Here is a 13,441-nt window from a genome sequence, read left to right on the forward strand (position 1 = left end):
ATAATAGTATGGCCGGAATAATCGACTTGATAGGCAATACCCCCATGGTGGAGATCACCAAGCTTAACCCTAACCCCAACGTGCATATTTATGCCAAGCTGGAAGGTAATAACCCTGGCGGCAGCGTTAAGGACAGGGCATCGCTGAACATGATCCGCAGTGCTATTGAACGGGGCGAAATAAAACCGGGCATGCGCCTCATCGAAGCTACCAGTGGCAATACCGGCATCGCGCTGGCCATGATAGCCCGCTTGTTCGATCTGGAGATAGAACTCATCATGCCGTCAAGCTCAACCCGTGAGCGTACACTTACTATGGAAGCTTTCGGCGCTAAGGTGACATTGCTGGAAAATATGGAAGTTTGTCGCGATTATGCCGAAGAGAAAGGTGCTACCGATGGCTATTTCCTGCTCAACCAGTTTGCCAACGAAGATAATTACCTGGCGCACTACAAAACAACCGGTCCGGAGATCTGGAACGATACGCAGGGCGGCATCACCCACTTTGTAAGCGCAATGGGCACTACCGGTACTATAATGGGTACCTCAAAGTATCTGAAAGAACAAAACAGCGATATCCAGATAGTGGGCTGCCAGCCTGAAGAAAACTCATCCATCCCGGGTATTCGTCGCTGGCCGGAGGCTTATCTGCCTAAAATATATGACCCGGCAAGGGTCGACAGGGTAATGGACATCTCCGAAACCGAAGCAACCCTTATGGCTCGCGAACTGGCCAAAGTAGAAGGCGTATTTGCCGGGATGAGTACCGGCGGAGCGTGTTCGGCAGCTATCCGCCTTGCTAAAGAGCTAACCGAAGGCACCATCGTATTTATAGCCTGCGATCGTGGCGACCGTTATTTAAGCAGCGAATTATTCGGATAGGAGGTAAATACTATAAAGGTATTTTCCAGGCAAAATCAAAACTTATGAGGTGCTCATAGGTAGATGGGCTATTACGCAAACCGATAAAACTCGGGCGATATATAACACCAATATTAAAGGTTTTGCTAAATTGCCAGTAACCGTTAAATACCACGCCCATAGCATAATTGGTTTTGTTTTTATAAGTAGTAGTTACATCTGTTGTGTCTGTGCCCCGATGAAGCACCCACGTGTTTCGGTTATATGATAGTCCGTAACCCAACGAAAGGCGTTTGATCTTATGATTATTGCTCAGACTAAGCCATGATGTTTCCATGTGTTCGTGCGCCTTCCCGTAATGAACCACAGCCGGAACTATCATTTCAAAATCTAATGCTGCTGATGTGGTTAAATTGATAAACTGATTTTTACTGTGATAATAATCGAGCCCGAATGAGATGCCCATATAACCCGCGTTTGATTGGATGCCCTCATTTTTAGGGTGCATCCTGAAGATGTTTATGTATGGCGTAGAAACGTGTAATAATACATCTCCTTTTTTATGTAAAAACGAAAATGTGTTATATCGTAATGAAGTATCTCCCTGTTTGATATATATGTGTGAAGGATAGGTAAACCTCTTCGGATTGTTTATTACCACCAATCCCGACCCAAAGTAAACCATATCCATATAATAAGTAAAAGCATTTTTGGCTTTAATATTTATCGCCTGTTTTGCGCTATCTGTTTCTACGGTAATTCTTAATGGCTTTTTGCTTTTTTCAACTTTAAATTTCGCCTTGTTCTTAATGGTTTCAACAGAAGTTTTATTTACGGTGATCGTAGCCGGCTGCTCTGTATGCACCGTGATCGTTTCCGAACGTTCCTGAAGCAGTAATGTAGCGCAAGATGAAAATAACAGGCAGCTGATTGTAAGCGTAAATGTATTTTTTATAAAGTGATGTAGCCGCATTGTGATATAGCTTTTGGGTGTCGCTAATATAAAAGGTTTTCGCTGTAAATAATTGAGGATGTAAGCGGTTTCTGTATTGTTAATTAAGGATGTTGCCGGCAGGAATTTAAGCTGAAATCCTTGCCAAAATCATTTAAAAAGTTATTTTTGGTTTCTATATATAGATTAAATTCCTATTTGGAGACGAAAAAATAAAGCGTTCACATTTGTAATCAAAATGGATAATAAAGAGGCAAATAACGGGTCGATGATTGCGAAATCGATGGAGGTGCTGGAGTTACTGGCGGCTCACCCTACCGGCTTAACGCTGCAGGAAATGGTGAGTCTGCTGAAATATCCAAAATCATCGGTATATAAAATAGCCAGTACGCTGTACGGCTTAAATTACCTTGGTAAGGAGCTGGATAGCCTGAAGTACTACCTGTCGCGCAAGTTGCTGATGCTGGGGCTTTCGGCGGTGAGCGGCTATGATATTATTGAGCGCTCAAAAGAACACATGATCCGGCTGCGCGATGAAATTGGCGAGTCGATAATGATTGGTACCCTGTTAGATAAGGAAGCCATACTGCTGCACCAGTACCAGGGCACTATTGATTTTGTTTTCCTGCTGAAACAGGGCATGCGTTTCAGCCTGCATTCTACCGCGCCCGGTAAGGTATTGCTGGCCTTTTTGCCACCAAAGGAACAAAAGGATAAGATAGATAACATTGAGCTGGACGAGATCAACGAATATACCATTACCGACAAAGATGTGCTGCGCAAGGAGCTGGCGAAGATAGTCCACGACGGTTACGCGGCCGACATCAACGAAACCGTAATGGGAGTACACTGCGTTGCCGCGCCCATATTTGATGAAACCAATAACGTGATCGCCTGTGTATGGACCTCCGGTCCGGCAGGCAGGCTGCCCGAAGAGAATATACCACACATAGCCCGGCAAATAGTTAACTGCGCTATGGCTATATCGTACAACATCGGCTACAAAAAACAAAAATGATCAACCCGAAACATAAATCGTAAACAATAATAAATCAATCAACAAAAATGAAAAGAACAAGAAATCTATTAGTAGGTATGCTTGCATTAGGCGCTGTGCAAACGGCATCGGCACAAAGTTTAGATAAGATGCAGTGGTTTAACGAACCCGAAAAATGGGATATCAAAAATAATACATTAACCATGACTGTAACGCCGCAAAGCGATTACTGGCGCATATCGCACTATGGCTTTACCGTTGACGACGCGCCGTTTTATTATACCACCTACGGTGGCGAATTTGAGGCCAAAGTAAAACTAACCGGCGGCTACAAAGCCCGTTTCGACCAAATGGGCCTGATGATTCGTGTTGACCATGAGAACTACATAAAAACAGGTGTGGAATTTGTTGACGGCAAGTTTAACGTAAGCACCGTAGTAACCCACCACACCAGCGACTGGAGCGTAACCACACTGGACAAAGTACCGCCTTTCATTTGGATAAAAGTAGTGAGACGATTGGATGCCGTAGAGATATTTTACTCGTTCGACGACGTAACCTACATCATGACCCGCAACGCCAACTTGCAGGATAATCACCCGGTACAAGTGGGCCTGATGGCAGCTTCGCCGGATGGAAAAGGTTTCGAGGCCAAATTTGAAAACTTCAAAGTAAAACACCTGGCAGATCAACGCCGTTTAGAGTGGCTTAAAAAACACGCGGAGTAAGCAGCTTCAGTAACTCATATATAACAAGGGGGAATGCTATAATGAGTATTCCCCTTTTGTTATTTATATGGAGTTGTAATGCTTTGATAGTTAGTTGATAGTGTTTCTTATTGAAGAAATATTTTTTCTTGCAAGTGTAAAGAAATTACTATTTTGTGCAGCAAATACAGTGGCTGTATAACCCTGCCTGTAAACGATCTTTTTTTAAGAAGAATTACCCCGAAAAGTTCTGCTCGTAAAGTTTATTAATGAACAATTTTAAAAGAAAGTGTAATGGCTGATTTAAAGTCTCGAACTTCGCTTACGGACGAGTATATCGTAAACGGGGGAAACGGCGAGGTGATCATTGACCTCATAATAGGGGCAATGGGGCAATCCGGTATTTCAATAATAAAGCTGGATAGCGTTGTGCTGGCAGATGAGATAATAGGCTCACTTGTTGGGTTTGTGATAGGTACCAATAAGGAGGTAGAAAACAAGTTCCTCACGGTTACTACTATTATTACAGATGTAAGCAAGGATAGCGATGTAACAAGTCTTGATTTTGCGATAAAGGGAGGTAACCAACCTTTTAAAGCAAAAATGGAGCGGGCAGTACAAGGCGAGGGCGATTCGGTAGCTTATGATATTGACATTTTCTTTCACCAACAGCTGTTATGAAAAAGATATTTATCCTGCTTGTTATCATAGCCGCATGGTCAAATCAATTATTGGCACAGGGCACGCCTATTGATACCACCATTAATTTAGATGTGTTGAAGTCGCCGGCTTCGCCTGCGTTCAATATGCTGGGTTTAAGTCCGAGTGATGTTGAGCGGCCTACAGATGTTAACGCTTTTGCCCTCTCCTTACAAAACTCAACCAAAAACTTTACCACTTTACCCAATAGTTACGCGGTTGAAATTGCGCCTGTTTACATCGTAAAAAAGAGCCTTATCAGTTTAGATAAGTTCAATTCAACAAAGTTTGGCGATGTGTTTTTACAGAGCCTGGTACTCTCCATCGGTTACACGCATGTTGGCCCCGAGGGGATGGAAGATGTAGATAGCCTGCGCCAATCAAAAATGGGGATAGGAATCAGGTTTGCAATTGTGAGGCCTAAGTTTTCGGCTAAAACAAGCCAAACTTACAACGATCTGATAGCGCAGCAAAAGGTACTGTTAAAAGATTACCTGAAAATTAAAGGAGAAAACCCCGATGCTAAAGAGCTGCAACTCACCAAAGATTCGATAAAGGCCCTGTTTACAACGCCTATGGATGCTGAAAAGCGTAAAAGCGAACTGGAGCGGTTAAACTTAAAACGTGCTGCTTTAGTAGAGAGTATTAACGAGGCCGGTAATACCCTTCTGGCAGATCGTGAAGCGTTCAATACAGTAAAGAAAATTGCCAGCGACTTTAAGATAGAACGCACCGGCGCGTTCCTTGATTTTTCGGCAGGCATGGTGCTTGATTTTCCCTACGACCGCTTTAGCAACAGCACCGTTAGCAAAGCCGGCGCATGGTTAACCGGCGGATACGAGGGTGGCAATAACGGCCTTTCTATTATGGGTATAAACCGTTTCTTGTTTCAGCCCGATAAGGTATTTGCCGATGATAACAATGTGCTGGCCACTAAAAATATCTCTACTTACGATGCGGGTTTAAGGCTGTTATACAATGGTTTGGCGGGTAGGTTTGTATTAAGTACTGAGGCCATTTACCGCAGTGTGATCTCAAAAAGTACCATAGATCCTTCGTGGCGGTTAGTATTTAATACCGAGTACGATATCGGCACGAACAAGAAGATCACCTTTGCCTTCGGCAGAAACTTCGACGGAACAACCACCAAAGGCGGCAACCTGGTAGCCGCTCTCAATTTTATAAGTTCGTTCGGTTCGGCACGTAAAATTTCAAACTGAAGTTAGCCCGATATACATTTTATAACACAAAAGAGCCGCCTTCTGCAACAGAGGCGGCTCTTTTGTGTTGTAATGATTAATCGCTGATTTCGCAGGATAAGGCAAGTTCTTTTTGCGCGTCTAAAGCTTCAAGGCGCGCTACTAATGAGGCCCGCATATCAGTATAAGCATCACGGCCAAGCGCTAATCGCCTTGGCACTGGGCTTACTTCTACACTGTTTATAATTGCCTCCACAGATTTGTTTACATCGCCATTTATCGGGAAATCGCCGTTGGCAATAGCCCGGCGTACATCGTGGGCGGGTGTGTTCTCGTAGGCTTCAATAAACGGTGCTTCTACCATCGCGGTAGCGAAAGATGTTTTATGTGCACCGGGCTCTACAATGGTAACACCAATGTTAAACGGAGCAACCTCTTGTGCCAGGGTATCGCAAAAACCTTCAACCGCCCATTTGGTGGTGTGGTAGTAGCTGAAGTTAGGATAGGTAGTTTGGCCTCCGGCCGATGAGATCTGTAAAATGCGGCCACCACCTTGTTTACGCAAGTGGGGTAATGCCGCGCGGATCACCTGTATGGAGCCAATAATATTGGTGTCTATCTGATGGCGTATCTGCTCGTCGCCGGCCTCTTCGGCAGCGCAGAAAAGCGCGTACCCGGCATTGTTAACAATGATATCAATGTGGCCCAACTCTGCAAAGGCTTTGTTTACTACGCTTTTTACAGCGGCAGTATCGGTAACATCCAATGTGGCTATCCAAAGCTGGTCGGCATATTGGGTTTTAAGATCGTTCAGCGCATCTGCCTTGCGTACGGTAGCTGCCACGCGGTGGCCTTGTTCTAATAATTTTTCGGTAAGTACACGCCCTATGCCAGACGACGTACCGGTTATGAACCATGTTTTCATGAAGATTATTTTTATTATTTAAATGACTTCACAAAAGTATTGGCTGGCATATCTCCCGTTTAGCCCTAATCAAACCATTGCTGACGTAAATCAAACCATCTGCCGTAAAGCTGTTGGTATTTGCCCCGTATGTTTACGAAATGCTTGCGTAAAATGCGTAGGTTCATCAAACCCCAAACTATAACTTATTTGGCTAACCGACCAATTGGAGTGCAGTAATAGCGCGCGGGCTTCCTGCATTATACGTTCGGTTAATAACTGCGTGGTGGTTTTGCCTGTTACGGTTTTTAGCGCACGGTTTAAGTGATTGGTATGCACGGCCAGCTTATCGGCAAATGCCTGTGGTGTGCGCAAGTGTAATTGCTGCAATGGTGTAACCAACGGGAATTGATCTGCTAGTAAGGTTTTAAACGCTTCCGTAAGGCGGTCGGCGGCTGTTTGCGCGTGCGTTTCTGCCTGCGGTTCAAGTTTTAGTGCGCCATGAATGCACTCCAGCACATATAAAAACAACAGATCGTATTTATGCGGGTAATCTGATGCTTGTTCTGCAAGCATTTTTTGAAACATGGCGGTAAATAGCTCTCGTTCTTTCAGGTCGAGGCGAAATACAGATTGGCCATTAGCATTAAACACCGACCAATCAGCAGGGCGATGATAGGTATGCAGGGGCAAAAAATCGTCAGTAAACATGCAACTGTAGCCGCCGCATGTACCGGTGTGCACTTCCCAGCGGTAGGGTACCTCACAATTGGTGAAGATCAACGCGCATGCTCCCGGTTCAATCAAATACTCTTTATCCAGATAATAATAGCTGGCATGGCCTGTTATCAGCGAAATCTTATAAAAATCTTTACGGCTGTAAACTGTTGTAGCCGCTATATTTTCGTGGGTAAAGTCATCAAGCCGCAAGGCAACAAAATGCCCGCCGCTTTGCCGCCAGGTTTGCTGCGTTATCGGAAACGAAGGCGAATAATCGTCAAGTATTTGTTGTTGAACCATAAACAAAAGTAGCTATCATTAAATTAAAAGCCCTTACGGTTATGGTAATATTACTGTAAGCCTCCGCTACTTTCCGCTCTTCACAAATGTTTCAAATTTCAACACTCCATGCTCATCTGCCTTAAAGGTTTTACCATTATCGCTGCTTGTTAACGCGCTGCCGCCGGTAAAGTTGGTCAGGTCGCTTAGGGTAACGCCGTAGCAACCCGTTGTAGCGGCTGATTTTAATATAATCACATACTTTGTGCCTTTCTTTACCTTCAAATTTGGCTTTACGTAAATGTTCTTAGCCGACCAGCCGATAGACTGATCTGCTATGGTTTCGCTGTACAAAGCCTCGCCGGTCGGTTGCGAATTGCCGTTTGTGGCGTAGACAGACACTACGAGTTCTTTATCCGGGTTATTGTTTTTGAAAGCTGTAAAACTCAATTTGCTCAACAGTCCCGATTTGGTGGCGGTGAACGATTGCGCCCTTTGCAGCGATGCGGCAATATCGCATTGCTTGCTAAAATCATCGCTCCCGGTGGAATTATCCAGGTTGGCGGGTACGGGTGATTTTACCTTTTTAGGCAGCTTATAAGTTTCCAAACATTCAAGCGGATTAATAGCGCCATCGGCAGTAAATGTTAACGGTGCCCAGTAATAGTTGGCCAGTGCTTCGTTCTTGGCGGCATTGTTCCACAGGTCGCTGCCGTACAGGTAAACGGTTTCGGCGTTTATTTTTATGGTCGATACAAAAGAAGGCTGTCCCCCGCACGAATTATCACTGATCTTCACCGCATCAGACCATGGCCCTAAAGGCGATTTCGCCGTACGGTACGAAGTACCTGTACCCGAGCAATAGCCGCAGTTAGGATCGCTGTAAACTACATAATAAATGCCCCTGCGTTTAAACAGCCCGGGTGCTTCGGTTTGTTCGCCGCTTACTGAAGCTACGTGCTCACCGGTACCCGAAAGATAATCGGCAGTCAGTTTTTCTATCACGATAGAACCCTTTTTGCGCCAGTCGGTATAGGCAAGGTAAGCGGTGCCATCGTCATCAATAAAAGTGTCATGGTCGCCGTTGTTTAACCCGGCGGCAGGCATGTCGCTGTTCACGGCCAAATGCGGTTCGGCTACTTCGGTGAAAGGCCCGATGGGTGTTTTTGCGGTAAATACCCGGTAACCAACTACATTATCATACACGTTTATCCACAGTACATACAGCTTGGTTTTTTGGTTATATATCACATGCGGACGAAAACAGCCATAAGTTTTTCCATCGCAGCGGGATTGCCATACAGATGTTTTAGCATCGAACAGATACCCGCGGTCTGTCCAGGTAGAAAGGTCGGTTGACGAATACACCTTGAAACCGCAAAACGGCGCGCCCTTGTTTCCCCACTGAAAGCCGCAATCGTAACTGGTGCCGTATAAATAATAGGTGCCGTTAAAATGCGCTATCTCGCCATCGTGCGCGTCTACAGCATCGCCGGCAGTACTAAAGCGTATAGCCTGGCGACCCTTTGCATCAAAGTTTTTTATTTGCGCTACAGCGGGTGCAAGGCATATCAGGGTGCATAAAAAGGTAAATAGTAATTTCATACGGTAACAATAGGTGGCAGGTGTTTTATAGTAGATCATGACTTAATTTTCTGTATTCGGTTGGTTTTAAACCTGTTTTCTCTTTAAATATCTTCGAAAAATAAAAGCTCGATTCAAAGTTCAGTTCTATCGATATTTCCTTAATGGGTACGTTGCTGTTGCTTAGCAAGTCCTTCGCCTTATCAATTTTCAATTGCAGGTAATACTGCCCCGGCGAAAGGCCTGTATAGTTCTTAAACAGCTTGCGGAACCATGAGTACCCTACATTCAATTCGTGCGCGGCCTGTTCCGGCGAGTAGGCGTTGCTGATATTGGCCCTGAATAACAGCCTCGATTTATTGATGATATGCTCTTCCTCTTTATTGCCCGCCGCACTTTGCTTGGTTAGCGCGTGGCAGGTGCCTATTAAATGCAGTACCGCGCCGGATATGAGTGGCTGGTAACCCGGTTTTTCCAGCTTGGTGTTTTCAATAATGCAGTTATAAAGGTTAAAAACACTTTCGTTAAAGCCTATGTACAGGCAAGGGCTTTCGGGCTTAACATAACCCGACCGGAGCAGGTTATCAATAATATCGCCTTTTATACCTACCCAGTACTCATCCCAGCCGGTATGGTTATCGGGTTTGTAGCGGTGCCGTTCGTTAGGGAAAAGCACGATCAGCGTTCCGGCCTTGATGGTGGTTTGCTTAAAATTTTCCGATTCAAATACGCCTTGTCCGTTAGTGATGTAAATGATCTGGTACTCCTGTAGTATCCGCCAGCTGCTCCAGTTAAAGTTGTGGTGAGCAGGGTGGTTCTTAAACGGGTAATCGTTGGTAGCTTCAATGTGCGTGCAGCCCGCGTTTAAAACGGTAAGCCCCCAATCCTCATCCTCTTTACTAACCGGAAGGTATTTGAAAAAATTAATCATAAACAATCAATATCAGTTAAGCTAACCAATTAAGGTTAAGCCTACAGATTTTTTTTAAAAACTATTTCCAGGTTTATAGCTAAGGTAACAGCGGTTACCAACAAATGTTAAAGCTAATAATCATTTCTGAGGCATGGTTAATAATGTCAAAAAATGCAGCCGAAATATCAAATTGTTAATTTTTTTATGGGGTTAGATCTGTTCCTTATTATATAGTTGCATCTGGTATAATGTATTGAAAATAAGCTATTTGGTGTCGAATCAAAATCTACAGCTGTTTTGTCAAATCCTCCATTTTTAGCGGCCTGCCATTCAAATACTTTTGGCAGTACCAATTAGCCAATTAAACAGCTACTGCCTTTTGGGCAACCCAATTTGTAAATAAAAAAATAGTAACGCCTATGGTGAAATTACCAGTGCTTCAATATTTCAGTACCTAAAAACGATAACCAATTTTCAAAAAACCAATAATTTATGAACAGTAAAGCTTTACTTGATAGTGCGGGCCGAATGCTTGCAACTTTAGTGATACTACTATGGTTTTGTGCGCCTTCAATAGCGCAAACAACATCAGCAATTTCCGGAACAGTAACTGATTCGGTGGACGCGCAACCCATTATAGGGGCAACGGTAACAGTGGTGGGCACTACCGGCGGAACCCAAACAGACGTTAACGGGCACTTTTCTATCAGCGCCGCCAAAGGCGCTGTACTTTCGGTACGTTACATTGGCTACAACGAACGCCGTGTAACTGTAGGTGCCGATACTAAGATCAATATTAAAATGAGCACCTCAATGCAAGGCCTCAAAGAAGTGGTGGTACTGGCATACGGTTCGCAGCGCAAGGCGGATATAACGGGCGCGGTATCCCAGGTAGATCTGTCGAAATCGCAGGGGATACCGGCTTCAAACGTGGGGCGATTATTACAGGGACAGGCACCGGGTGTGGTAGCCAAGCAAACCAGCGGGCAGCCCGGGCAGGAGCTACAGGTTGAAATACGTGGTAACAGCTCATTGGGCGCAAACAGCGATCCGCTTTACGTGGTAGATGGTTTCCCGGTAGGTACCAATGTGGGTAACTCCTTAAACTCAAATGATATTGAGAGTATTACCATTTTAAAGGATGCCGCCTCAACTTCGGTTTACGGATCAAGGGGCGCTAACGGGGTAGTGCTGATCACTACCAAGAGCGGTAAAAAAGAGGGTAGCAAATTGAGTGTAACAACCAACAACGGTTTTGCCAATGTGCCCGATTCGCGCCGTGTGCATGTACTCAACGGACAGCAGTTCGCGCAGTTTCAAAAGGATGTGTTTTCTGACAAGATTAGGTATTTTCAAAAGCGCGAGCCTTTAGAAAGCGAGATCCCGGAGGATTTCAGGTTCCCGGATCAAACCAAAACATCAACCGACTGGTACAAAGAGATCTTAAACCAAAATGCCCCGTTCAGCGATTATAATGTATCGTTAACCAATGGCGGCGAAAAATCAAGTTCGTACATCTCGCTGGGTTATCTTAGCCAGAGCGGCGCGCTTATCAATACCGGCTTTAACAGGGTTACTGCACGTGCCAATTTAGATGGCCGACCGAGCAAATACATCAATCTCGGTTTACACCTTTCGGGCGCTTATTCATGGGCAAAAAACAGTGATGCCATTGCGGGCGGCTTCGGCAGCAACATAGTTGACCAGGCTTTGCTGATGGACCCGCGTGAACCGGTATACAACGAAGACGGCAGTTACAATAGCTACATTGGAGGGCACGATAATATCTTCGGTTTCCCTAACCCGGTACAGCGCCTTAAAGAAGAATTACATAAACAATATAAAAGCAACCTGACGGCCAATGCCTATATCGATGTTAAGCCAATAAAGGGCATCTCTATCAGAACCAACATTAACGGGATGATTGATGATATGCGTAACCACGATTTTACGCCGTCAACCATTGCAGGCTTTAACAGTCCGCCGCCGCGCCAAACCAGGGGAGGCGAATACTTCTACAACGGGTTAAACTACGGGATGGATAACCTCGTAACCTACACACCCGAACTTAAAGATCATAAACTGGAAGTTACCGTAGGGCACATCTTCCAAAAAAACACACTTAACACAGGCAATGCCACCGGCAGCCAATACCCTGATGACCTGGTTGAATATGTATCGGCAGCTAACCTGCGCGATGGCAGTTCGGGTATGTCTGCATTTACTATCGAGAGTTTTCTGTCGCGTGTAAACTATTCTTATAAAGGTAAATACCTGTTCACCGCGGCGTTTAACCGCGAGGCCAGCTCCCGTTTCGGCAGTAGTAACCGTTGGGGTAGTTTCCCGTCGACGTCAGTAGGCTGGCGTATCTCGCAGGAAAATTTCTTCCCTAAATTTTCCTGGCTGGATGATCTTAAATTGAGGGCCAGTTATGGTATTACCGGTAATAATAATATTGGTAACTACACTTCACAATCAAATATCAATTTAAGTAACTACGTTTTAGGCTCCACCGTTGTTGATGGTAAAGTTGTGCCGGGCAAAGTTTTACCGGGTGCTACAATCAGTTCATTTCCCAATATTAATTTGGGTTGGGAGCAGTCAAAACAAACAGACATCGGTTTGGATTTGAGTGTATTACAAGGCAAAATAAATGTAACTGCCGAGTATTACAAGAAACTGACAACCAATATGCTGCTCAATGTAGAGATACCAGCTGTAGCCGGTTTTGGCAACATAATTACCAATATAGGTAAACTGCAAAATAAAGGATTAGAGCTGGGTATCAACTATCGCGATAAATATGGTAAAGTAAGCTTCAATACAGGTTTCAATATCTCGTTTAACCGCAACAAAGTGCTTGAGATTGACGGCGACAGAAACTCGCTGCTAACAGGTGCTTTTTACGATGGCTATAACATTAGCGAAGTTGGGCAGCCAATTGGTATGTTTTACGGCTTTAAAGTGCTGGGCATTTACCAAAATCAGGCGCAAATTGACGGCTCGCCGCATAACCCTAACCACATACCCGGTACTTACCAGTATTTTGATGGCAATGGAGATGGTGTGATCAGCTATGATACGCAGGATATGGTGGTGATAGGCAACCCTAACCCTAAGTTTACCTGGGGTTGGAACTGGAATGTGGGCTACAAAGGTTTCGATTTAAGCATGTTGCTTAACGGCTCGTATGGCAGTCAGATCTACCGTGCAGTTGAAATGAACCTGGCCAATATTGATGGCGTTTTCAACGTGTTAACAGATGTGCAGAACCGCTGGCGTTCCGAGCAAAACCCGGGTTCGGGCAAGTGGCCGGGCTCAAACACCTACCAGTTTACAAGAGAGGCAAACTCAAAGTATGTAAATAGCGGCAACTACATGTGGATCAAAAATATCACGCTGGGGTACACCATTCCGCGGATTAAAAACTTCTTTGATGCCAAGGTTTTCGTGAGTGTGGATAACGCGTTTTTGTTCACCAAATATCCGGGCAATAACCCCGAGATCAACGCTGCCCGTACCAATAACGGTAACGATGTGATCAGTCCCGGACGTGATGGCGAATCGTACCCGGTGCCAAGAACGGTATCTATAGGAACCAGAATCAATTTTTAATTTAAAAACCTG

At 44.8% G+C, this 13,441-nt stretch carries 11 protein-coding genes; 6 read left to right on the forward strand and 5 right to left on the reverse strand.

Annotated elements, in window-relative coordinates:
- The first annotated feature begins 8 nt into the window (after nucleotides 1–8).
- Nucleotides 9–881 (forward strand): cysteine synthase CysM, encoded by an 873-nt coding sequence (gene cysM / locus ABD894_RS07240; protein ID WP_345210334.1) that lies wholly within the window; start codon nucleotides 9–11, stop codon nucleotides 879–881.
- A 10-nt stretch (nucleotides 882–891) separates the two neighbouring features.
- Here the strand turns inward: cysM and ABD894_RS07245 are convergent, their stop codons facing one another.
- Complete coding sequence (locus ABD894_RS07245; protein ID WP_345210335.1) at nucleotides 892–1,833, reverse strand: hypothetical protein; 942 nt, start codon at nucleotides 1,831–1,833, stop codon at nucleotides 892–894.
- A gap of 217 nt (nucleotides 1,834–2,050) precedes the next feature.
- On the opposite strand from ABD894_RS07245, the gene ABD894_RS07250 reads away from it, so the two are divergent.
- The 4 genes from ABD894_RS07250 (at nucleotide 2,051) to ABD894_RS07265 (ending at nucleotide 5,435) form a co-directional block, all read left to right on the forward strand.
- Nucleotides 2,051–2,830: an IclR family transcriptional regulator gene (locus ABD894_RS07250; RefSeq protein WP_345210336.1), complete on the forward strand. Its 780-nt coding sequence runs from the start codon at nucleotides 2,051–2,053 to the stop codon at nucleotides 2,828–2,830.
- Nucleotides 2,831–2,877: 47 nt separating this feature from the next.
- Nucleotides 2,878–3,537 (forward strand): DUF1349 domain-containing protein, encoded by a 660-nt coding sequence (locus tag ABD894_RS07255; protein ID WP_345210337.1) that lies wholly within the window; start codon nucleotides 2,878–2,880, stop codon nucleotides 3,535–3,537.
- Nucleotides 3,538–3,810: 273 nt separating this feature from the next.
- Nucleotides 3,811–4,197: a hypothetical protein gene (locus ABD894_RS07260; RefSeq protein ID WP_345210338.1), complete on the forward strand. Its 387-nt coding sequence runs from the start codon at nucleotides 3,811–3,813 to the stop codon at nucleotides 4,195–4,197.
- Nucleotides 4,194–5,435 (forward strand): hypothetical protein, encoded by a 1,242-nt coding sequence (locus ABD894_RS07265; RefSeq protein WP_345210339.1) that lies wholly within the window; start codon nucleotides 4,194–4,196, stop codon nucleotides 5,433–5,435. The genes ABD894_RS07260 and ABD894_RS07265 overlap by 4 nt, the downstream gene beginning before the upstream one ends.
- A 76-nt stretch (nucleotides 5,436–5,511) precedes the next feature.
- Here the strand turns inward: ABD894_RS07265 and ABD894_RS07270 are convergent, their stop codons facing one another.
- The 4 genes from ABD894_RS07270 to ABD894_RS07285 all read right to left on the reverse strand — a co-directional run bounded on the left by ABD894_RS07270 (nucleotide 5,512) and on the right by ABD894_RS07285 (nucleotide 9,832).
- On the reverse strand, nucleotides 5,512–6,339 hold the full coding sequence (locus ABD894_RS07270) for an SDR family oxidoreductase (RefSeq protein ID WP_345210340.1): 828 nt from the start codon (nucleotides 6,337–6,339) through the stop codon (nucleotides 5,512–5,514).
- Between the two features lie 90 nt (nucleotides 6,340–6,429).
- Nucleotides 6,430–7,338: a helix-turn-helix domain-containing protein gene (locus ABD894_RS07275; RefSeq protein WP_345210341.1), complete on the reverse strand. Its 909-nt coding sequence runs from the start codon at nucleotides 7,336–7,338 to the stop codon at nucleotides 6,430–6,432.
- 66 nt (nucleotides 7,339–7,404) lie between these two features.
- Nucleotides 7,405–8,922 carry a family 43 glycosylhydrolase gene (locus tag ABD894_RS07280; RefSeq protein WP_345210342.1) on the reverse strand — a complete coding sequence of 506 codons (1,518 nt, stop codon included), beginning with the start codon at nucleotides 8,920–8,922 and terminating at the stop codon, nucleotides 7,405–7,407.
- A gap of 25 nt (nucleotides 8,923–8,947) precedes the next feature.
- Nucleotides 8,948–9,832 carry an AraC family transcriptional regulator gene (locus ABD894_RS07285; protein ID WP_345210343.1) on the reverse strand — a complete coding sequence of 295 codons (885 nt, stop codon included), beginning with the start codon at nucleotides 9,830–9,832 and terminating at the stop codon, nucleotides 8,948–8,950.
- Between the two features lie 474 nt (nucleotides 9,833–10,306).
- Here ABD894_RS07285 and ABD894_RS07290 point away from each other — a divergent pair, with 474 nt between their 5' ends.
- On the forward strand, nucleotides 10,307–13,429 hold the full coding sequence (locus ABD894_RS07290; RefSeq protein ID WP_345210344.1) for a SusC/RagA family TonB-linked outer membrane protein: 3,123 nt from the start codon (nucleotides 10,307–10,309) through the stop codon (nucleotides 13,427–13,429).
- Nucleotides 13,430–13,441: the final 12 nt, after the last annotated feature.

This window comes from Mucilaginibacter gynuensis, assembly GCF_039541195.1.
Taxonomy (GTDB): domain Bacteria; phylum Bacteroidota; class Bacteroidia; order Sphingobacteriales; family Sphingobacteriaceae; genus Mucilaginibacter; species Mucilaginibacter gynuensis.